Raw genomic sequence first — 21,427 nt, 5'->3', positions numbered from 1 at the left:
TTTTATTGTGTATAGGTGAAACTGAAGCGAGAGATAAGCATAAGGCCAAATTTATGCAACCCCATCATGACAATTCCACCCGAAATTTGATCAACTCTTGGATTAATATGAAAAGGGAGTAATTCCACTACATTTATATGTTCCGGCAAACAAAGACTTAATACCAGCCCCTGCAAAAATGGGTTCGTTATTCCCCCCATGATGCCATTGACAATAAATAATAAGCAAGCAGGAGTGAGGAGGAGACCACTCCATATAGTAAACCGCTTATTTCCCAACTTTACAATCGGCCACCACATAAGAATAGCTAATACAAAAAGCAAGGATGTATACCCTTTGTGTAAATAAGAGATTTGATAAAGTGTCTGTAATACAAATGGCAAATGATAAAGAAAAAACAAGATGGCAAATAAAACTAAGGCAATGTACGATAAAGCATCTATCTTAAATTTAACTGGAATTCCTAATAAAAGCAGCGGCGGGACAATAAAATAAAGAATGCTCATTTGAATCATATGAAAACTAAATGAGAGATGACTGATGATAGATAATGGACTCCCGATTACTAGGTAAAATAAACTGATGCCAACGAAAAAAAGAATCGGTCTCACGTGATAGATTTTAATATTTGTAAAATAAATGAGCGAGAGAGCATATAAAATAGTGATTATTGCAAGAATGAATAATACCGGGAAGTTCCACTCTAGTTGACCTTCAAGCAATACACTATTGAACATGCTCCTCCTCCTTGCTTAAGAACAAATTTATTCATTTGATACTTATTTCTCGCTTCTTGTCCTTATGTGTCAAAATCAAAATAGACGGCAAGAAAATTCCTCTTATTAAAAATGTATCCAGCAAAATACCCATCGCCATCGTAAAACCGAATAAAAATAGTTCCTGTAAAGGTTGTGTCATTAAGACTGCAAAGGTTGCAGCTAGAATTAGTCCTGCCGAAGAAATGACTCCACCAGTTAAAGCAACGCCTTTTCCGACAGCTTCCTTCCATGGCAGCCTTTGCGCCTCCTCGCGTATACGGGAGACGAGCATAATGTTATAGTCGATTCCAAGTGCCACCATGAACACAAACGTATAGACAGGAAGGCGATAACTAATAGCATCATAGCCCATCCAATGATGAAAAATCCACCAGCCAAAGCCGAGAGTCGAAAAGTAAGATAATAATATAGTTGACATCATTAAGATCGGCAATAGTACAGAATGAGTTTGGAAGCCTAGGATGAACGTAAGTAAAACCGTGACAAGTGAAAATAACACGATCATATCCCGCACGTTCATTTGCCTTACATCCACTTGTTGTGCTGTCTGCCCAGCAAAGTGCATCTTCACATCTGTTTCAGAAAAACCACTTTCTTTTAATAATGTTTCAGTTGAATCACGCAACTTTTTAACAGTGTCGAGTGCCACTGCATCATATGGGTTATCATCCAAAATCAACTGGAGCCGAATCGCCTTTTTTGATTTAGACAAGTTTGTATCTTTAATAACCGGAGTAACAGTGCTAACACCTTTTTGGTCCCTTAATTTTTCGATAAGATTATTTGCGTTCGTGAATAAATCATCGTTTAATTCAAACTCCTTCTTCGATAGCAGCACGATATTTACAGGAGCCAATTGGCCAGCAGGGTAATTTTTCTCAAGCAGCTCAAATCCTTGTCTTGAAGGCATGTCTTCCGGAAATGATTTTAATAAATTAAATGAATACTTCACGGATGAAAAGTTAAAGGCTCCGATTAATAAAATGGTGAGCAGAATCCCCGCAAAGACGGCAGGACGCTTCATAACAAGCTTGCTAATTTTATTCCAGAGGCCTATCTTCACCTTTTTTACACTTTCAACCTTTGGAACAAATGGCCAGAATGCTTTTCGACCCATTAAGGCAAAAATGCTTGGAATTAGTGTTAGACCAGCTAATAAAATCACGATAACCGCCACCGAAAAAACGGGTGCGAAATGATTATATGGTTGAAACACTGTAACAAATAACGTCAACATGGCGAGAAATACCGTTCCACCACTAAATACGATCGGCTCCGAAACGTGATAGATTGCTTCTCCCATTGCAGCATATTGGGATTCCTGCCTTTTTAACTCCTCTCGATATCTCGAAAATACAAATAAGCTATAATCTGTTAAAACAGCGAAGAGTAAGACTAGCATAATGGAAATCCCAGAACTATCCACTGTGAACCAATCGTATTTTCCAGCTAGCCCTAAAATACGATCCACCACCCCATAGACAATTCCTGCAATTAGAAGCGGTGTAATGGCAATTAATGGAGAACGATAGATTACAATTAAAATAACAAAAATTAGTCCTACCGTCGCAAGCATTAATACAATATCTGCATTTTTAAACAAAGAAATAGTATCCGCTGAGATTCCGGCAGGACCGGTGATTTCAAACTGCATTCCACCTAAACCAATCGCATCAACTTTATCTCTTACATGATCCAGTGTTTTGAGGGCAATGTCGGAATCCAAATCAGATTCTAGTGATATATTAAAAAGAAGTGTGGAGCCATCATTAGAGAACATCTCATCTTGAACACTTTCCGGAAACTGATGAAAAGGTAATGCGCTAATGATTTGTTTAGGCTTTTCATTAGAGGCCAACCACATACTAAGTTCTGCTATTTTCTCACGGTCTCCACTTGAAATTTCCCCATCCCGATGGAAAACAAGGAGTGCCGGTATCCCGTCATTATTAGAAAATTGCTCTTTTAATACATGGTCGGCTATTTCTGAAGGCCTGTCGCCTCCTACGCTTACCTCTTTACTATTCACAGCATATTCCTTAGCCCCTGGCGCAAATATACTGAATAAAGAAACGGCGAGTAGCCATGAAACTACAGTGATTTTTGCTCCTTTTGAGCTGCTTGTGAATTTTACTAGTTTTCGAAATGGTCGAAGCATGTCATTCATCTCCTACAATTTAAGATCAGCCTCATTGTAGGAGATGAATATGAACAGAATATGAATGGCAGATTTCGTTTAAAGCAACTTACAAATGAGAATTTAATTGTAAAATAATCGAATCTAGTCGATTGTACAGGTCAAAATTCTTTTGGAACATATGCTGTACGAATGGAGGCAATTCTAACATCACTATATAAGAGGAATATGCAAAGTTCGCCCTTTTGCATATTTTATTTATGTCCAAACCATACTCGACCCGCTTTTTTAGTAATAAAAAATGAGGTGATTTTATTGTTTTTTAGGATGGGCAAATTGTACCAATTTAATCTATTCTCTCAGGATGATTTAACCGCCAATTTCGTCCCCAAAACAAAAATATTTAGTATCGAAAATCTATTGGAGTTTTTAAAAAGCTATGAATTTGTATATATAAAACACGATAAAGGAGGGCAAGGGAAGGGGATTTACAAAGTCTATCAAGACGAACATGGGAATTATAATATGAATGGTTATACACCAAAAGGGAAGAAGTTAAATATTCCTATCGCTTCTATTGAAGATTTCGATCCCGAAAAATATCCAAACTTGGATTTTAAAGGTCGATTTAATAGCGGCTTTATCGTCCAGGAAGGAATCAATAGTATTACTTTAAACGGGGATCCGCTTGCCATCCGTGTTCATGTACAAAAGTTAAATGAAGAGTGGCTAGTTACCGGAATGTATGGAAAAATTTCTACAGCTGAAACATATGAAAATGGAATCGTAAATGCAAATCAAGGGGCACAAGTTATGGCTATTTCTGATTTATTATACGATCATCTAGGAATGGACGAACAAGAAAAGATGGCATTCCTTCAGACCCTTGAAAAAATTTCCGTCACCGCAGTTAAATTGGTTTCCGTCGAATATCCCCGTTTGGAATATGGTATCGATTTTGGGATTAATTCAAATGCAGATCCCATTTTATTCGAGGTAAACACCTACCCAGGAATTGGAAACTTTGCAAAAGTTGAGAATAGGGAAATCCTAAATAAAATATACAGAATTAGGAAAATGCAAAAAGAGGAAGCAAAAAGAAAAGACTTCCTAGTTTAGTACATGAAGGCTATCGTCAACAGGCCCTAAAATTATTATATTTTCCTAGCAAAAACAAGCTATCTTTCAAACGTTAGGTAGCTTGTAAATGTTAGTTTATCAATGTCTGTATTAAATAGTGACGAAACCTTTTACCAGGTCACACGGAATATAAACTTCTCTATTTAGTTGGTACATATCCCCTGGCTTCTGTACACTCTTCACAATCATCTACACATAAAAAATAATATGGATTCTTTTTTAGCTGAACACTAGCCACATCAACAACGTCACTTGCTTTCATAAACTGGGACATGCCATTTCCTATTTTTTGTATAGTAAGACAGCCTTTTTCTTTAAGTAATGGCTCCACTTTTTTGAAATTTTGACAGCAATGATTGATGATTGGAACTTCCACTTTTTTAATCTGTCCATTGTTGGAAAGGAGTATTGTTGAAAATGTTCTGTACGGTACATCATTTAAAGATTCCGCTAAATGGATAGTCGTATTCGAATCATGAGAAACACCAAGCAGCAGAATCCTTCCATCAAGCTGGAACACCTTTCCGATTGGACTATTAATTCCCTCTGGCTGATCGATTGGATGTTCAGCTACAATTTCATGTGCATATTTTCCGTATGCCGCAAATGCACTATTTGGATGAATGCTTCGCAGGACCCCTGGCAATCTCCAAAATGTTTCAGCGACAATCCCCATACCATCCGTTGGTGTTGTTCTAGGATCAAATATATCCTCTCCACTTGTCATCGATGGCATGACGAGTGTCCCTTCATCACCTAAAATTTCTATTAAACTTTCAATCACCTCTTCAGGCCCGCCCTTTATATATCCAATGTTTCGTAGTGACGAATGTACAACAAGAACCATTCCTTCTTTTATTCCTATTCTTTTAAAGTCTTCTACTAATTGATTTTTTGTAAGCATATTCCCACCCCTGCCATTTTCTTTTTCTCAATTATATAATTTTCACCCAATTATGAAAAGATTTTCAAAAAGAGTTGACAATGATTTCATTACGTTATATGGTTAATTACATGAGTAACTAACCAATACGGTGGTGAACCAAATGAAGCACTTAATTGATGATGGACGGCCAATCTTTGTCCAAATAGCAGAACGCATTGAGGATGACATTATAGAAGGTGGCTTGCCAGAAGAATCGCAAGTCCCTTCTACGAATCAATTTGCTCACTTTTATAAAATTAATCCTGCTACAGCTGCGAAGGGCGTAAATTTGCTAGTCGATGAAGGAATCTTATATAAAAAGCGGGGGATTGGAATGTTCGTTGCAGAAGGTGCACGTATGAAAGTGATTGAGAAGCGAAGAGAACATTTTTTCAACCAATATGTAGTGACAATGATTCAGGAGGCTGAAAAATTAGGAATTACGACGGTACAACTAATGGAAATGATTAAGAAAGGAGAGGGAAATCGATGACAGAGGTAGTGAAGGTAAATCGATTAAATAAACGATACGATGACCAAAAGGCCATACACGATATCAGCCTTTCAATTGAGGAAAATAAAATCTATGGTCTTCTCGGGAGAAACGGAGCAGGCAAAACAACATTAATGAAAATGATTACCGCACAAATTTTTCCTACGAACGGTGAATTGAAGGTATTTGGTGAAGAACCTTATGAAAATGCGAAAGTATTAAATAAAATTTGTTTTATAAAAGAAAGTCAGAAATACCCTGATAATTTTACTGTCCGTGATATTTTGGAAGTGTCAAAGTCACTTTTTCCGAACTGGGATGAGGAATATGCATACTCGTTAATCGAAGATTTCAATCTTCCTTTAAAAAAGAAAAATAGAGGGCTTTCCCGTGGAATGCATTCCGCGCTTGGAATCGTAATCGGACTTGCGAGCAGAGCACCACTAACTATTTTTGATGAGCCATATTTAGGTTTGGACGCTGTTTCCCGTGAATTATTTTATAACCGATTAATGGAAGATTACACGGAGCATCCTCGGACTGTTATATTATCCACCCATCTCATTGATGAAGTGAGTAATTTGTTGGAACACGTTTTAGTCGTAGACAAGGGAAGCTTAATCATAGATGAAGATGCTGAGAATTTAAGAGGGAAGGCTTTTACCGTAACAGGGCAAACAGCAAAAGTAGAGGCATTTATATCCGGAAAAGAAGTTATTCATCGTGAGCCATTTGGCGGGTTGCTTTCTGCTACTGTCATAGGTCACGCAAATGATAATTTTCATATTCCGGGACTTGAAATATCTCCAGTTTCCTTGCAACAGTTGATCGTTCATTTAACGAAAGGGAAATCCAAAAACCGAGGAGCGATGGCGAAATGAATATTCGAAAGGTTTTAAAAATGTATGTTCGCGATAAATGGGGTTGGTTTTTAATACCGAATATCATGCTTTTTTCAATCTTTATCATTAATTTAATCGTGAGCCTCTTTATTACAACGAAGGAACAATTTTATACAGGCGGAGTTTCTTACATCTTTGTATATATGCTAGTGATGGGAATATTAGTTGTGGCCCAAACCTTTTCATATGCCGTCAGTATGTCGGTTAGAAGGACAGATTACTTTATCGGTACGGTTGTCATGGCGGCCATCATGAACTTCTCCTATGGAGTACTATTAATAATTTGTTCAACAATAGAAAAATGGACAAATGGCTGGGGAGGAAAATTTCATTTTTTCCACTTTCCATACTTAAATGATGGAACACTCTTAGAACAACTCGCCATATACTTCATCCTATTTATTAATCTATTTTTCCTAGGGCTAATGATTTCAAGCTTCGCCCGCCGCTTCGGAAAAAAAGGAATGGTTTATGCAGCTATAACTTCCTTACTGATTGCAAGTATCGCAGCATTGCTTGTAACGTATTATGAATATTGGATGGATATTGTTCATTGGTTCATTGAACACACTGCAGTCCAGCTTGCATACTGGCTCATTATTCCTACTTTGTTTTACGTTATCTTTTCGTACCTTTTCTTGAGAAGAGCAACTGTTTAAAAAAACGCCTTGCGGTACTGACTCAATGTACCGCGAGGCGTTTTTTATGTTTAACACAGTATTGATGATGGACATATTTCCCGCCCACTTCAGGATTTTGTCCACCATAGCTCCGATGATAGACAAATATAGATTGCTCAGTCTTATCATATAAATTTATTCCCTAATCCCTATTATCTTCCCTGTAATATCTTCTTTTGTTATTTTCCCATTTTCTAATCGATGCCCCCTCCACCATGTATCCGCTAAAATGTAATACTCATTCGCCCCTAAATTAACGGGATCAAGATCAATATTTTCTTTACTATTTTCGACCACTTTCCCTCTATCCCTCAAGCGGCCATAATATGTTTCCAGTTTTTTGCCGTCTATCATAATTTGTCCCTTAGAAATACTAATTGTTTCTCCGGGCAATGCCACTATGCGTGACACACCGAATTCAGATAATTGGACAGCCGATTCAATCATAACTTTTGTTGGTTTAAAATATACGATATCTCCCCTATTAATGATTTTATAATTTGGTTCAACAATTAAATCCTTATCAATAAGTCTGTGTTCCCATTGCCATTCCTCCATATCGTCATAGATATACTGTATTACATATTGATCACCGTGAAGCGACTCAATAAAAGGTAAATATCTTGGGGTCGACCGATCGATTATGGTAGCATTTTTAACATGCTTTACCTCTGAAAGAAGTGGAATTAAAAAGATCGCTAGTATTGTAAATGCTAAACACATTCCGATTAAAGGAAGATAGAAAAGTCGCTTTTTATTCGTAGATTTCTTTCTTATTGCTTGTATAATCTCAGCCTTTTTTCTTTCAGTAAGTGATGGAAGAGGCTGCTTCAATATTTTTAACTGTTCAAATTCCGCCATTTAAATCCACTCCCTTCATGATCAAATTTTTTTCTAACCTCCATTTTTGCCCGGTGCAGCATGACCCTTACCTTGTTCTCTGAACAATTCATGAGGACCGCAGTTTCCTTTGTACTTAATTCTTGGTGTACTTTAAAAAATAGTACCTCCCGATATTTCGGTTTTAATGTACTTAATATTGAAAAGAGTTTTTTCAAATCTTCTCTTTCCAAAATATCCTTCTCTGGATTGTCATAAGGAGAAATAAGATTATGCATATCGTCACTGCTTTTTTTATTAAACAAAAAACGTCTTTTTCTTAAGTAATCAAAAGCTGTATTTCTTGCTATGGAAATAAGCCATGTTTTCGGACTAGAATCATGTTTAAACGAATCTATCTTCTTAAAAACCTTTATAAATACTTCCTGTAGAAGATCTTCCGCTTCCCCAGTATGGTTGCCAAGAAGGTACAATAGATAATGGTAAATATCCTCGTGATATTCTTCAAACCATTTTTCTATAGAATGTTTTTGCACCCCTTCCCCTCCCTTCATACAATTAGACGCACAAAAGCAGATTGTATTACAATCATTTTTATAACAAATAAAACTTATTCGTATTCGTACTAAGGTATATCCTAGGATTTGCCTAGCCTAAGATAAAAATAACTCTGTTTATTTTCTTGTAGCTATGAGGATTTATGGGCGGAGAATTTCCTGCTAATGTGTATAGGGGAAGCTCAAGAGGCAGATATAAGCGGAGATATTCCGATTAACTACTCTAAATAAGACAAAATCCAATGATTTAGATGATATAAACGGAAAAATCCCCTTCATTTTTAAAGAAATATGGGTATTTGCCAATTTAAACGGAATTTTTCCGTTTATTTTCCAAATACAGTGAGTTCAACATTCAGTTATTACATAGGGTAAAAAATAAGCCACTCACCTCTACCAAATCAAGATTTAGTAGGGAATGAGTAGCTTACATTACTTTTAACGATTCTCATACGCTGCAATTTTATCTTCAAGTTGCAATGTTAAGGCAATTTCGTCCCATCCATTCAACAGCATTTGACGACGGTATGGGTCGACTTTGAATGAGTAGGTGTCGCCGTCTTCTGTCACTACAGTTTCTGTTTCGAGTGAAACGGTGATCTTCAGCGGTTTTTCTTTTGACTTTTTAAGTAAATCTTCAACATCTGTATCAGATAATTGGATTGGAAGAAGTCCGTTTTTGAAGCTGTTGTTAAAAAAGATATCCGCAAAGCTCATTGCGATGACGACTCTGAATCCGTAATCACCGAGAGCCCATGGTGCGTGCTCACGGGAAGAGCCGCAGCCGAAGTTTTCTCTTGCGATTAAAATTTCACTACTAGCATATTCTGGTTGATTCAACTCAAAATCCGCACGTTCTACTCCCTTATCATCGAAACGCCAATGATAAAAAAGGTATTTTCCAAACCCAGTACGCTCAATTCTTTTCAAAAATTGCTTCGGGATGATTTGGTCTGTGTCTACATTTGAACGATCTAATGGCGCAAGTACGCTCGTTACTTCTTTAATCGGCTTCATACTAGCGCCTCCTCTTGTTTAAATGTACGAACATCAACGAAGCGACCAGCAATTGCCGCAGCAGCTGCCATCGCAGGGCTGACTAAATGTGTACGTGAGCCATTTCCTTGGCGGCCTTCAAAGTTACGATTTGATGTTGAAGCACATCTCATCCCCGCCGGAACTTGGTCCGCATTCATAGCAAGACACATGCTGCATCCAGATTCACGCCATTCAAATCCAGCATCAAGGAAAATTTTATTTAAACCTTCCTCTTCCGCCTGCCTCTTAACCGAATGGGATCCAGGTACTACAATCGCATTGACGCCACTCTTCACTTTCTCGCCGGCCACAATTTTAGAGGCAGCTCGCAAATCCTCGATTCGAGAATTCGTACATGAACCGATGAACACATATTGAATTTCAATATCTGTCATTTTTGTTCCGCCTTCAAGTCCCATATACGCAAGGGCCTTTTCGATTTCCGCTTTTTCAGCTTCCGTTTTTGCATCTTCTGGGCGTGGAACAATTCCATTTACCCCTACACCCATACCTGGGTTCGTGCCCCACGTAACAACAGGCTCAATATCAGACGCATCGATTTCAATAACAGCATCGTACACCGCATCTGAATCAGTCGCAAGCGCACGCCACTCCGCTTTCAAATTTTCAAATTCTTCACCAGCTGGCACGTTCGGTCGACCTTCTAGATAAGCAAATGTTGTTTCATCAGGACTGATCAAGCCTGCTTTTGCCCCCGCTTCAATCGACATATTACATACAGTCATCCGTTGTTCCATTGTTAAATTTCTAATAGCACTTCCGGTAAATTCAAAAATATGGCCCGTTCCAATATTAATCCCATATTTAGCAATGATCGCTAAAATTAAGTCCTTCGACGTCACTCCAGGTCCTAACTCTCCATTTACCTTCACTTGCATTGTTTTCGGATTCGCCTGCCATAGCGTTTGTGTAGATAGAACGTGTTCCACCTCACTCGTACCAATACCAAATGCCAATGCCCCAAAGGCTCCGTGAGTAGAAGTATGACTATCTCCACATACAATCGTCTTTCCAGGTTGAGTTAAACCAAGTTCAGGACCGATAACATGAACAATCCCTTGATCCGGATGACCCATTCCTGCTAAAGGAACACCAAATTCGGCACAGTTTTTTTCGAGTGTTGTCATTTGCTTCTGAGATATGGGATCCGAAACAGCTTCATTTAATCGAGTTGGAACATTATGGTCCATCGTAGCATATGTCAAATCAGGTCTTCTCACTTTTCTTCCATTCAAACGCAAACCTTCAAAAGCTTGCGGAGAAGTAACTTCGTGAACGAGATGAAGATCGATATATAGCAAATCCGGCTTCCCTTCTTCTCTATGAACGACATGCTTTTCCCAAATCTTTTCAATAATGGTTTTGCCCATCTTTCTTCACCTCACCTTTTAATTTCGCTAATAATTTTTTCGGTCATTTCCGTTGTTGACAAAACTTGTCTTCCGATATTTTTGAATTCACTTGTACAGAAACCTGCTTCGAGAACATTTCTCACAGCCGCCTCTAGAGCGTCCGCTTCCTCTAACATACCAAACGAACTGCGAAGCATCATCGCTGTTGATAAAATCGCTCCAATTGGATTGGCGATATTTTTCCCTGCTATATCAGGTGCGGATCCATGGATCGGTTCATATAATCCGAAGCCGTCAACACGGAGGCTAGCGGATGGCAACATCCCAAGAGAACCTGTGATAACAGAAGCTTCATCACTTAAAATATCTCCAAACATATTTTCTGTTACAATCACATCAAATGCCGCTGGATACGTGATTAATTTCATAGCAGCTGCATCCACAAGCATATGATCATACTCCACTTCCGGGTATCTAGCAGCAACTTCTTCAACAATTTTTCTCCAAAGCTTGCTTGACTCTAAAACATTTGCTTTATCGACCGAAGTTACTTTGTTTCTGCGTTGTTTTGCCAGTTCAAATGCATGAACGACAACACGCTCAATTTCATCGCGACCATAAACGAGTGTATCCACAGCTTTTTCATCATCATGGAAGCTTGGTTCACCGAAATACAAACCACCTGTTAGTTCCCTGACAATCATCATATCAACGCCCGCGGCGACTTCTTCCTTCAAAGGGGAAACAGAGAGCAGGCTTTTAAATGCCTGTACCGGTCGGAGATTTACACTTAATTCAAAGTGTTTACGAATTTGGAGAAGCCCTTTTTCAGGCCTGAGATGAGAAGGATTGTTATCCCATTTTGGCCCGCCGACTGCTCCAAGAATAATCGCATCACTTTCTTCACAAATTCGGATTGTTTCATCTGGCAACGGCTGACCGACTGTGTCAATGGCTTCTCCACCGAGTAGGCCGTGCACCCATTCAAATTCATGATGAAAACGACGTCCAATTGCTTCTAATACGGCTAGGCTTGAATCTGTCACTTCTTTTCCTATTCCATCCCCACGTAATACAGCTACTCGTTTCTTCAAATCTCAACTTCCCCTTCTAAACGGTTTTCATTAATTGCTTCATTTGTGATTGAAGCAGTATGCGATTCACCGCATTTAAATATGCTTTAGCAGATGCTTCTAATACATCCTGTGCGGAATCTCTGCCTGCAAGAACCTCACCATTATAAGTTAAATTAATAACAGCTTCGGCAAGAGCATCCCTGCCTTTACCTATGGATGAAACTCGATAATCCAATACATGGACTTCTCCTTCCACCACTTTTTCAAGTGCATTAAAAATTGCTTCGACGCTTCCCGCTCCACTCGTTGCTTCTACCACGATATTGCCTGCGGGTGTTTTTACGATTACGGTCGCAAGTGGATCTTGCGCAGATGTATATTGAACGCCAACAGTTTCAAGTTCATACACAGAAGCCTCTGAATCTTTTAACTGCTCATTCGTTAAAATTGTCCATAAATCCTCATTCGTAATTTCTTTCTTGCGATCGGCTAGTTTTTTAAATTGTATAAATGCATGATTCAACGATTCGGAATCTAGTTCAAACCCAAAAGATTTAGCACGATCTTGGAAAGCATGACGCCCTGAGTGTTTGCCCAAAACTAAATTGTTTGACGTTTCGCCGATAAGTTCTGGTGTAATGATTTCATAAGTTGTTGGCTCTTTTAAAACTCCATCTTGATGAATGCCAGATTCATGTGCGAACGCATTTTTTCCGACTACTGCTTTATTCGCCTGAATAGCCATTCCTGTTAACTTGCTGACAAGTTGACTAGTACGTTTTATTTCATTCAACGTTAAGTTTGTTTCAATCTGATAAAAGTCTTTTCTCGTATATAGAGCGACTCCCACTTCTTCCAAAGCGACATTTCCAGCTCTTTCACCAATTCCATTTACAGTACCTTCGATTTGATCGGCACCATTTTCAATTGCAGCAAGTGTATTGGCTACTGCCATCCCAAGGTCATTATGACAATGCGCTGAAAGTTTAGCTTCTCCAATATTCGGAACATTCTCTTTTAAATACTTAAATAATGCTCCGTATTCTTGAGGTGTTGCATATCCAACCGTATCTGGAATATTAATAACCGATGCCCCTGCTTTAATGGCCTGTTCTACGATTTGAGCAAGGAAGGCTCGATCTGAACGGAAGGCATCTTCTGCTGACCATTGAACAATCGAAAAAAATTGTTTTGCATACTTAATCGTTTCAATCGTCGTTTGTACTACTTGTTCAGGAGTTTGTTTTAGTTTATACGTCATGTGTATTGGAGAAGTAGCAATGAAAACGTGGAGCCTAGGGCATTCCGCCACTTTCAACGCTTCCCATGCATGATCAATATCTGATTTGACTGAACGCGCCAGGCCGGTGACAGATGAGTCTTTAATAGTTGAGGCGATTTTTCTTACAGCATCTAAATCACCCGGAGAGGCGGCGGGAAACCCCGCCTCCATAATATCCACTCCGAATCTTTCAAGCTGTTTCGCAATTTCGAGCTTTTCAGCTGTATTCAAGTTCACTCCAGCTGATTGTTCTCCATCACGCAAAGTTGTATCAAAGATGTCAATTTTTCGCACTTGAAACCACTGCTTTCTTCTTACCAGCTTTAACAAATGGCATCATTTCGCGAAGCTCTTGACCTACTTTCTCAATTAAATGTTCGCTTTCACGACGGTTAATCGCATTGAACTCTGGACGATTCAATTGGTTTTCTAACAACCAGCCTTTTGCGAATTTACCTGTTTGGATATCATCCAAAATGTCTTTCATACGAGCTTTAGTATCTGCATTTACAACACGTGGTCCGGATACGAAATCTCCCCATTGTGCTGTATCAGAGATGGAGTAGCGCATTCCTGCAAGACCATCTTCATACATTAGGTCAACAATCAATTTTAGTTCATGCAAGCACTCAAAGTACGCAACTTCTGGTTGGTAACCTGCTTCAACTAGTGTTTCGAATCCAGCTTTTACAAGAGCTGTTGTTCCACCACAAAGTACTGCTTGCTCTCCGAATAGATCTGTTTCAGTTTCTTCTTGGAATGTTGTTTCAAGTACACCTGCACGAGCGCCGCCAACACCTTTTGCGTATGCCAATGCTAAGTCTCTTGCCTGACCAGTTGCATCTTGATATACCGCAAATAATGCCGGTACACCTGCACCTTGTTCAAACGTACGACGTACAAGATGTCCAGGACCTTTAGGTGCAACTAGGAATACGTCAACATCAGCAGGAGGTACGATTTGATTGAAGTGAACGTTGAAACCATGTGCAAATACTAACGCTTTACCAGCTGAAAGCTCAGGTTTTACTTCATTTTCATAAACAGCTGTTTGTCTTTCGTCTGGAAGCAAGATCATGATGATATCTGCTTTCGCACTTGCTTCTTTAACTGAATAAACTTCATGTCCATCTTCAACTGCTTGATCGTAAGATTTACCAGGTCTAATTCCAACGATAACGTCAAATCCGCTGTCTTTTAAGTTGCTTGCATGTGCGTGACCTTGTGAACCATATCCTAAGATTGCGATTTTCTTTCCTTGTAATACTGACTCATCGATTTCATTGTTATAATATACTTTTGCCATTTTTCTCCATCTCCTCTTAAAGTTGTAATATTGATAGTTGTTGTGTTTCTGTTTTTTGATGTTCGCGAACAAATGCGGTTACACCTGTTCTTGATATATCTTTAATGCCATAAGGCTTTAACAACTCCATAAATGCATCCACTTTGTCAGGTTCCCCTGTAACTTGTACGGTAATCATGTTTTTACCCATATCAATGACGGTTGCCCTAAAAGGTTCAATAATGCTATACACTTCACTTCTCATTGACGGCGGGCACTGTACTTTAATAAGCGCCAACTCGCGAGTAACTATCGATTTATCGGTAATGTCCGATACTTTTAATACATCGATTTGTTTTTGCAGCTGTTTAAGCAGCTGCTCCATTTTAGCTGGATCTTCCATTGGCACGATGAACGTCATTTTAGAAACAGCTGGATTTCCCGTAGGACCAACCGTAATGCTCTCGATATTAAATTGTCTTTTGGCAAATAATCCAGTGATACGATTTAACACACCAGGGTTATTGTTAACTGTTACAGTAACAACTCGTTTCATTCTCCCACCCCTATCATTTCATGAAGCCCTTTGCCTGGGGCAACCATTGGATAAACATTTTCAGCCTCAATCACTCGGCAATCAATTAAGACAGGCTCGCGTGTATTAAGTGCTTCTTCAAATACAGCTTTAGCTTCTTCTTCTGTAGTTGCAATATATCCTTTAATTCCATATGCTTCTGCAAGCTTTATAAAATCAGGTTGATTTGGAATTAATGAGTGAGAATAACGCTCATCATAAAACGTTTGTTGCCATTGACGCACCATTCCAAGACATTTGTTGTTGATGATAACAACTTTCACTGGAAGATTTAGTTCTTTAATAACAGAAAGTTCCTGCAATGTCATTTGGAAACCGCCATCTCCTGTAACTGCTACAACCGTTTTATCAAGATCAGCCAATTGTGCCCCAATCGCAGAAGGGAAACCAAATCCCATCGTTCCTAGCCCACCTGAAGTAACCCAGTTATTCGGACCATTAAATCCGTAATATTGCGCTGCCCACATTTGATGTTGGCCAACGTCTGTCGTTACAATGGCATCTCCACCAGTGATTTCGTGAATCATTTTGATAACATGTGGCGACGAAAGTGTATTTTCTGGTGAAGCAGGTTTTTTAAATGGATATTTTGCTTTACTTTCTTGCAATTCATCCGCCCACTCTGAGATATTAGGAATCGTTAATTCCATATTCAGTAACTCTTCCAAAACCATCTTTGCGTCTCCGACAATCGGAATAGCCGTTGGAACGTTTTTACCGATTTCCGCTGGATCGATATCAATATGAGCAACTGTCGCATTCGGTGCAAAGTGCTTCAAATTACCAGTTAGACGATCATCAAAGCGAGCTCCAATATTTATAAGCAAGTCGCATTCTGTAATAGCCATATTGGATGTGTACGTTCCATGCATCCCCGCCATCCCTAAAAATTGTGGATGATCCCCAGGGATTGTACCTAATCCAAGTAGTGTGTTAGTAATTGGAAAACCAGTTTTTTCTACGAATTCTTTTAAATAATCTGACGCTTTAGCGAAAAGTACCCCTGCACCTGCAAGAATTAATGGGTTTTTCGCATTGGCCATTACACTTACAAGCTTTTGCAGTTGCAAGTAATTCGGCTTTGTTGTTGGCTGATAACCTGGTAAATTAATCGTAGCATCAGGAAATACCTCTGTTACTTCTTGTGACGCAATATCTTTTGGAATATCAATTAAGACTGGACCTGGACGTCCAGTAGACGCAATATAAAACGCTTCTTTAATGATTCTTCCAAGATCTGAGAGTTTTTTCACTTGATAATTATGTTTAGTGATTGGCATTGTAATGCCGACAATGTCTGATTCTTGGAAAGCATCTGTTCCAAGCGCAGAGCTTGCAACCTGACCCGTAAACACGACGAGTGGCAACGAGTCCATCATGGCATCCGCAATACCTGTAACAAGATTCGTCGCTCCCGGCCCGGATGTAGCAATGACGACACCTGGTCTTCCAGTTACTCTTGCGTAACCTTCTGCAGCATGAATAGCTCCTTGCTCATGTCTAGTCAACACGTGCTTTATCGGATTCTTGTGCAATGCATCATAAATCGGCAGTGCTGCTCCTCCAGGATAACCGAACATAATTTCAACATTCTCTTTTTGCAATGCCTCGATGAAAAGGTCTGCCCCAGTTTTCACTTGTACTGTTGTTGTCGTGTCAGATTTTTGGTCACTCGTTCCCATCGGGATACCCATACTCACCACTAGCGCCTTCCTTTCAATTTTCATTTTTTTAAAACATATCGCATTTCAATGGTTTAATGCATTAAATCCCTTTTCTTTGTCTAGCTGCAGCGCCTATCGACTAGCGAACTACATTGCTTCTCCCTACGATAAGTCAACATCGAATCGCCTTACGGCTTATCGTGTTTCCTTTATCTCAGTCGAAGCACGTGTAGTTCGTACGTCGATAACCAGGCGCTTTCGCTTTTCCTTGTCTAGCTGCAGCGCCTATCGACTAGCGAACTACATTGCTTCTCCCTACGATAAGTCAACATCGAATCGCCTTACGGCTTATCGTGTTTCCTTTATCTCAGTCGAAGCACGTGTAGTTCGTACGTCGATAACCAGGCGCTTTCGCTTTTCCTTGTCTAGCTGCAGCGCCTATCGACTAGCGAACTACATTGCTTCTCCCTACGATAAGTCAACATCGAATCGCCTTACGGCTTATCGTGTTTCCTTTATCTCAGTCGAAGCACGTGTAGTTCGTACGTCGATAACCAGGCGCTTTCGCTTTTCCTTGTCTAGCTGCAGCGCCTATCGACTAGCGAACTACATTGCTTCTCTCTACGATAAGTCAACATCGAATCGCCTTACGGCTTATCGTGTTTCCTTTATCTCAGTGGAAGCACGTGTAGTTCGTACGTCGATAACCAGGCGCTTTCGCTTTTCCTATAAAAAACAAAAAGTTTCTTCAGCCCACACAAAAGGAGAACCTTTTATGCAGGGATGAAAAAACTTTCATGGTACCACCCTACTTCTCAGTGTAGATCACTGACTTAGGAGCGACAATTAAGTCACTCATTGATAACGGGAACTTACATTTATCCCCGTGAACCCTTAATGGCTGAAAGCTTTCAGGATTCCCGCTCCGAGGCGATGTCACAAATGGCTGTATTGCCGGTTTCCAGCAGTTCCGACTCTCTGGTAATACAGTACTCCATTCATTTTTACCTCTTCATTGCATTGTCGTTTGTTCATTCATTTGTTCAGTTATATCACGAAATTTACTTTTTGTCATATTTTCATTACTCCGCCAGTGCTGGCAGATGTAACGAGCTTAGAGTATCTAGCTAAATAACCTTTTTTAATTTTCGGTTCAAATGGGGCTAAATTTGTTTTTCGTTCAGCCAAAACTTCTTCGGAAACCTTCAAATCAATCGTACGATTTGTTAAATCGATGAAGATCTCATCCCCATCCTCGACTAGAGCAATCGGCCCACCTTCAGCAGCTTCAGGCGAAATATGTCCGATTGAAATACCTCTTGATGCACCTGAGAAACGACCGTCTGTAATAAGCGCTACTTTTGTCCCAAGACCTCTACCTGCTATAGCTGCAGTAGGGGCGAGCATTTCCGGCATACCAGGTCCGCCTTTTGGTCCTTCATAACGGATGACTACGACATGCCCTTCTTTTACAGTTCCATCATTAATTCCTTGTTGGGCGTCTTCTTGTGATTCAAAGACAATTGCTTTTCCAAGGAATGTTTTTATTGACGGATCTACGGCGCCTACTTTAATGACGCCACCGTCTGGTGCTATATTACCATAAAGGATTGAAAGTCCACCTACTGGACTATATGGATTTTCTTTTGGTCTAATGACTTCAGGATTCGTAATAACATGATCTTTTACATTTTCATAGACTGTTTTACCAGTTACTGTCATTCTATCTCTTTCAATGGCACCCATTTCGCATAGTTCACGTATAATAGCACTGACTCCGCCAGCATCGTGCACATCTTGCATTGTATAATCGGATGCAGGAGCAATTTTGGATAAATACGGAACACGCTTTGCCACTTCATTGATACGGGACAAATCGTAATCGATATCTGCCTCATGTGCAATAGCTAATGTGTGAAGAACGGTGTTTGTTGACCCACCCATTGCCATATCGAGTGCAAAAGCATCGTCGATTGTTTGTTCACTGATTATATCACGTGGCTTAACATTTTCTTTCACCATTCTAACTAAATGATGCGCAGCCTCTTTAATTAATCTGTGACGTTCTTTTGATGTCGCTACGATTGTACCATTTCCGGGGAGTGCTACACCTAGCATTTCCATTAGAGAGTTCATTGAGTTTGCAGTAAACATTCCTGAACAAGAACCGCAAGTAGGACAAGCATTTTGTTCAATGTCTAGAAGTTTTTCGGCAGTCATTTTTCCTGCATGGAATGCTCCGACCCCTTCAAAAACGGATGACAATGTTAAAGGTTCGCCTTCTGAAGAGGTACCGCCTTCCATAGGACCACCTGATACAAAAATGGAAGGGACATTCGTTCTATATGCGGCCATCAACATTCCAGGGGTAATTTTATCACAGTTTGGAATGTAGAATACTCCGTCAAACCAGTGAGCATTAATAACAGTCTCTGCAGAATCTGCGATTAGCTCCCTGCTTGGTAGAGAATACCGCATCCCGATGTGACCCATGGCTATTCCGTCATCGACTCCAATTGTATTGAATTCAAATGGAACCCCGCCAGCTTCCCAAATGGCTTCTTTAACAACATCTGCAAATTCTCTCAAGTGCTTATGGCCAGGAATAATATCAATATAGGAATTACAGACACCAATAAACGGTTTTTCCAAATCTCTTGTTTTTACACCAGTTGCATATAATAAGCTGCGGTGCGGGGCACGATCAATCCCCTTTTTTATCATATCGCTTCTCATTATGACATCTCCTGTTTCTAATGAAATATCGTCTGTCTAGCTTCAGCGCCTATCGACTAGCAAACTTCCTGCCCTTTTCCCTACGATAAGTCAACATCGACTCGTTCCTCGTCGTGTTTCCTTTATCGCAAGTCTTAGGCCCCGAAGTTTGTACGTCGATGAGCAAGTCGCTTACGCTTTTCTGTTAATTAGCCACATTTAGTGATTCATCGTATATATTAATTCCGTCTGTAAGCGTCAGTTCTCGGAAACTTTCAAGCAGGTCATTTGTTACTAGACCTGGTTTTCCATCTCCAATAATCCGCCCATCAACTTTTTTAACAGCAATTACTTCTGCAGCAGTTCCAGTTAAAAAGACTTCATCAGCTGTATATACATCATGCCGGGTAAAAATGGCTTCTTCTACTTCATACCCTTTGGCACGGGCGATATCAATAATTGCATTTCTAGTAATACCGACAAGAGCACCAACATGCCCTGGAGGTGTTAGTATTTTTTTATCTCTTATAATAAAAATATTGTCCGCAGAACCTTCAGCCACATAACCTTGATCATTGAGCATGAGAGCTTCGGGCACCCCGGCAAGATTTGCTTCTATTTTAACGAGTACGTTATTTAAATAGTTTAATGATTTAACCATTGGATTTAACACATCAGAACGATTCCGTCTCGTAGCCACTGTTATAATTTCAAGGCCAGTTTCGTAAAGTTCCTTTGGAAAAATACTTAATGGCTCAGCAATGACAATTACTGTTGCTTTTTCGCAAGTATACGGATTTAAACCTAGATCCCCAACTCCACGAGATACAACGAGGCGAACGTATCCATCTGTTAATTTGTTTTTGCGGAGTGTTTCCGTAACAATACTTGACATCTCCTCTTTCGTGTATGGAATGGTTAACATAATTGATTTCGCTGAGTCGTACAGACGCGTTAAATGCTCGTCTAAGCGAAACACATTCCCAGAATATGCACGAATTCCTTCGAAGATACCATCTCCGTAAAGAAATCCATGATCATACACTGACACGACGGCTTCTTCTTTTTTAACAAATCGGCCATCTAGGAAGATCAATTGTTCACTCATCACTATTCGCCCCTCTCTGCAAATAATATTTAGTCTAGCTCCAGCGCCTATCGACTAGCATGAACAGTCGCTTTCGCTTTTGTTGTTTTCAGGTTGTTTTGATTTATTAAATTGTTCCAATGATACCGCGGTATTGCTGAAAGGTCAAGACATTTTCAGAATGTTTTATTAGTTAAAAAAAGTCCATTTATTTTGTATCCGTTTTCATTGTTTTTACACCAACGTTTAATAAATTTGTACTAAATTATGACTATTTTTCTAATTTTTTTATAATCAATAAGAATAAAAAAACAGCTGCAATAATCTTCCTTTAAAAGGGAATATTGCATAGCTGTTTTCTAAAAAGGATTTCATTTTTCATGAGGTTGTTTGAGGCTTTATTGTGGAGATTTTCTATTGGTGATTATTTATGCCATTCCCATTGTTTTTTTAATTCGTAGGATATCTTTTTTATTATGCCACGTGTCTTCTTTAAGGATATCGATGCTATCTCCCATGTCTTTCATTTGTTCCTTAAATTCTCCGAATTCTTTTGCATTCTGAAGCCGTATTTCACTTAATTCAGCTTTTAGCATTTCTTGACCATTTTTAAGCGCACCTAAAATTAAACCATGCTCTTTTAATGTTTCACTATGCATGTCTAACTTTTGGTTATGCTCGTCCAGTTTCCTGCCATGGTCTTTTAGAATTTGACTATGGTCATTTAACGTATCTTTAATCTCATGTAGCATCCCCAATATTTCTTTGCCCATTTCCATTATTTCTGCCTCCTTTCTACATGACTCCAGTATATCATTCATTCAAAAATAAAGGTAGGCTGCCAAAGTAAAGTCGGCAG

19 protein-coding genes are annotated in these 21,427 nt (G+C 39.4%); 4 read left to right on the top strand and 15 right to left on the bottom strand.

The features are described 5' to 3' along the window. Positions 1 to 2: 2 nt before the first annotated feature. A complete protein-coding gene (locus NQ185_RS08285) occupies positions 3 to 737 on the bottom strand; it encodes a cytochrome c oxidase assembly protein (RefSeq protein ID WP_257581184.1) in 735 nt (244 codons plus the stop codon). A gap of 31 nt (positions 738 to 768) precedes the next feature. Beyond that, positions 769 to 2,937 carry an MMPL family transporter gene (locus tag NQ185_RS08280; RefSeq protein ID WP_257581183.1) on the bottom strand — a complete coding sequence of 723 codons (2,169 nt, stop codon included), beginning with the start codon at positions 2,935 to 2,937 and terminating at the stop codon, positions 769 to 771. Between the two features lie 315 nt (positions 2,938 to 3,252). Here NQ185_RS08280 and NQ185_RS08275 point away from each other — a divergent pair, with 315 nt between their 5' ends. Continuing rightward, positions 3,253 to 4,035 carry a YheC/YheD family protein gene (locus tag NQ185_RS08275; RefSeq protein ID WP_257581182.1) on the top strand — a complete coding sequence of 261 codons (783 nt, stop codon included), beginning with the start codon at positions 3,253 to 3,255 and terminating at the stop codon, positions 4,033 to 4,035. A gap of 160 nt (positions 4,036 to 4,195) precedes the next feature. Here the strand turns inward: NQ185_RS08275 and NQ185_RS08270 are convergent, their stop codons facing one another. Then, entirely contained in the window at positions 4,196 to 4,960 is a 765-nt protein-coding gene (locus tag NQ185_RS08270; RefSeq protein ID WP_257581181.1) for an AAC(3) family N-acetyltransferase, read from the bottom strand. 142 nt (positions 4,961 to 5,102) lie between these two features. Here NQ185_RS08270 and NQ185_RS08265 point away from each other — a divergent pair, with 142 nt between their 5' ends. The 3 genes from NQ185_RS08265 to NQ185_RS08255 are packed head-to-tail and all read left to right on the top strand — an operon-like array spanning position 5,103 to position 7,035. Beyond that, positions 5,103 to 5,474 carry a GntR family transcriptional regulator gene (locus NQ185_RS08265; RefSeq protein WP_257581180.1) on the top strand — a complete coding sequence of 124 codons (372 nt, stop codon included), beginning with the start codon at positions 5,103 to 5,105 and terminating at the stop codon, positions 5,472 to 5,474. Continuing rightward, on the top strand, positions 5,471 to 6,355 hold the full coding sequence (locus NQ185_RS08260; protein ID WP_257581179.1) for an ABC transporter ATP-binding protein: 885 nt from the start codon (positions 5,471 to 5,473) through the stop codon (positions 6,353 to 6,355). The genes NQ185_RS08265 and NQ185_RS08260 overlap by 4 nt, the downstream gene beginning before the upstream one ends. Continuing rightward, a complete protein-coding gene (locus NQ185_RS08255; protein ID WP_257581178.1) occupies positions 6,352 to 7,035 on the top strand; it encodes a hypothetical protein in 684 nt (227 codons plus the stop codon). Before NQ185_RS08260 ends, NQ185_RS08255 begins: the two co-directional genes overlap by 4 nt. 156 nt (positions 7,036 to 7,191) lie before the next feature. On the opposite strand, the gene NQ185_RS08250 is transcribed toward NQ185_RS08255, so the two are convergent. The 12 genes from NQ185_RS08250 to NQ185_RS08195 all read right to left on the bottom strand — a co-directional run bounded on the left by NQ185_RS08250 (position 7,192) and on the right by NQ185_RS08195 (position 21,347). Beyond that, on the bottom strand, positions 7,192 to 7,917 hold the full coding sequence (locus tag NQ185_RS08250; RefSeq protein ID WP_257581176.1) for a S26 family signal peptidase: 726 nt from the start codon (positions 7,915 to 7,917) through the stop codon (positions 7,192 to 7,194). Continuing rightward, positions 7,896 to 8,432, bottom strand: a complete 537-nt coding sequence (locus tag NQ185_RS08245) for an RNA polymerase sigma factor (RefSeq protein WP_257581175.1) — start codon at positions 8,430 to 8,432, stop codon at positions 7,896 to 7,898. The genes NQ185_RS08250 and NQ185_RS08245 overlap by 22 nt, the downstream gene beginning before the upstream one ends. A gap of 459 nt (positions 8,433 to 8,891) precedes the next feature. After that, positions 8,892 to 9,470, bottom strand: coding sequence for a 3-isopropylmalate dehydratase small subunit (gene leuD, locus NQ185_RS08240; protein WP_257581174.1), 579 nt, complete (start codon positions 9,468 to 9,470; stop codon positions 8,892 to 8,894). Further along, the gene (gene leuC / locus NQ185_RS08235) at positions 9,467 to 10,882 is read right to left on the bottom strand and encodes a 3-isopropylmalate dehydratase large subunit (protein WP_257581173.1); all 1,416 of its coding nucleotides are present in this window, start codon (positions 10,880 to 10,882) and stop codon (positions 9,467 to 9,469) included. Before leuC ends, leuD begins: the two co-directional genes overlap by 4 nt. 11 nt (positions 10,883 to 10,893) lie before the next feature. Further along, entirely contained in the window at positions 10,894 to 11,958 is a 1,065-nt protein-coding gene (gene leuB / locus NQ185_RS08230) for a 3-isopropylmalate dehydrogenase (protein WP_257581172.1), read from the bottom strand. A 16-nt stretch (positions 11,959 to 11,974) separates the two neighbouring features. Next, complete coding sequence (locus NQ185_RS08225) at positions 11,975 to 13,516, bottom strand: 2-isopropylmalate synthase (protein WP_257581171.1); 1,542 nt, start codon at positions 13,514 to 13,516, stop codon at positions 11,975 to 11,977. Next, positions 13,503 to 14,528, bottom strand: coding sequence for a ketol-acid reductoisomerase (ilvC, locus tag NQ185_RS08220; protein ID WP_257581170.1), 1,026 nt, complete (start codon positions 14,526 to 14,528; stop codon positions 13,503 to 13,505). The genes NQ185_RS08225 and ilvC overlap by 14 nt, the downstream gene beginning before the upstream one ends. Before the next feature lie 16 nt (positions 14,529 to 14,544). Then, complete coding sequence (gene ilvN, locus NQ185_RS08215; protein ID WP_257581169.1) at positions 14,545 to 15,063, bottom strand: acetolactate synthase small subunit; 519 nt, start codon at positions 15,061 to 15,063, stop codon at positions 14,545 to 14,547. After that, complete coding sequence (ilvB, locus tag NQ185_RS08210; RefSeq protein ID WP_257581302.1) at positions 15,060 to 16,784, bottom strand: acetolactate synthase large subunit; 1,725 nt, start codon at positions 16,782 to 16,784, stop codon at positions 15,060 to 15,062. The genes ilvN and ilvB overlap by 4 nt, the downstream gene beginning before the upstream one ends. Positions 16,785 to 17,837: 1,053 nt before the next feature. After that, a complete protein-coding gene (gene ilvD, locus NQ185_RS08205) occupies positions 17,838 to 19,502 on the bottom strand; it encodes a dihydroxy-acid dehydratase (RefSeq protein WP_257581168.1) in 1,665 nt (554 codons plus the stop codon). 184 nt (positions 19,503 to 19,686) lie between these two features. Further along, the gene (gene ilvE / locus NQ185_RS08200; protein WP_257581166.1) at positions 19,687 to 20,589 is read right to left on the bottom strand and encodes a branched-chain-amino-acid transaminase; all 903 of its coding nucleotides are present in this window, start codon (positions 20,587 to 20,589) and stop codon (positions 19,687 to 19,689) included. A 407-nt stretch (positions 20,590 to 20,996) separates the two neighbouring features. Beyond that, the gene (locus tag NQ185_RS08195; protein WP_257581165.1) at positions 20,997 to 21,347 is read right to left on the bottom strand and encodes a hypothetical protein; all 351 of its coding nucleotides are present in this window, start codon (positions 21,345 to 21,347) and stop codon (positions 20,997 to 20,999) included. Positions 21,348 to 21,427 lie beyond the last annotated feature (80 nt).

The sequence above is a fragment of the Lederbergia panacisoli genome, assembly GCF_024626525.1.
GTDB classification, from domain to species: Bacteria; Bacillota; Bacilli; order Bacillales; family Bacillaceae_C; genus Lederbergia; species Lederbergia panacisoli.
Note: the sequence above shows the minus strand (reverse complement) of the source record. Positions and strands in the feature narration are given on the sequence as shown.

Excerpts from the sequence above, each read along its gene's own strand:
- NQ185_RS08285 (WP_257581184.1), bottom strand. The coding sequence starts at position 737 with ATGTTCAATAGTGTATTGCTTGAAGGTCAACTAGAGTGGAACTTCCCG.
- NQ185_RS08280 (WP_257581183.1), bottom strand. The coding sequence starts at position 2,937 with ATGCTTCGACCATTTCGAAAACTAGTAAAATTCACAAGCAGCTCAAAA.
- NQ185_RS08270 (WP_257581181.1), bottom strand. The coding sequence starts at position 4,960 with ATGCTTACAAAAAATCAATTAGTAGAAGACTTTAAAAGAATAGGAATA.
- NQ185_RS08265 (WP_257581180.1), top strand. The coding sequence starts at position 5,103 with ATGAAGCACTTAATTGATGATGGACGGCCAATCTTTGTCCAAATAGCA.
- NQ185_RS08260 (WP_257581179.1), top strand. The coding sequence starts at position 5,471 with ATGACAGAGGTAGTGAAGGTAAATCGATTAAATAAACGATACGATGAC.
- NQ185_RS08255 (WP_257581178.1), top strand. The coding sequence starts at position 6,352 with ATGAATATTCGAAAGGTTTTAAAAATGTATGTTCGCGATAAATGGGGT.
- NQ185_RS08250 (WP_257581176.1), bottom strand. The coding sequence starts at position 7,917 with ATGGCGGAATTTGAACAGTTAAAAATATTGAAGCAGCCTCTTCCATCA.
- leuD (WP_257581174.1), bottom strand. The coding sequence starts at position 9,470 with ATGAAGCCGATTAAAGAAGTAACGAGCGTACTTGCGCCATTAGATCGT.
- leuC (WP_257581173.1), bottom strand. The coding sequence starts at position 10,882 with ATGGGCAAAACCATTATTGAAAAGATTTGGGAAAAGCATGTCGTTCAT.
- ilvC (WP_257581170.1), bottom strand. The coding sequence starts at position 14,528 with ATGGCAAAAGTATATTATAACAATGAAATCGATGAGTCAGTATTACAA.
- ilvN (WP_257581169.1), bottom strand. The coding sequence starts at position 15,063 with ATGAAACGAGTTGTTACTGTAACAGTTAACAATAACCCTGGTGTGTTA.
- ilvB (WP_257581302.1), bottom strand. The coding sequence starts at position 16,784 with ATGGGAACGAGTGACCAAAAATCTGACACGACAACAACAGTACAAGTG.
- ilvD (WP_257581168.1), bottom strand. The coding sequence starts at position 19,502 with ATGAGAAGCGATATGATAAAAAAGGGGATTGATCGTGCCCCGCACCGC.
- ilvE (WP_257581166.1), bottom strand. The coding sequence starts at position 20,589 with ATGAGTGAACAATTGATCTTCCTAGATGGCCGATTTGTTAAAAAAGAA.
- NQ185_RS08195 (WP_257581165.1), bottom strand. The coding sequence starts at position 21,347 with ATGGAAATGGGCAAAGAAATATTGGGGATGCTACATGAGATTAAAGAT.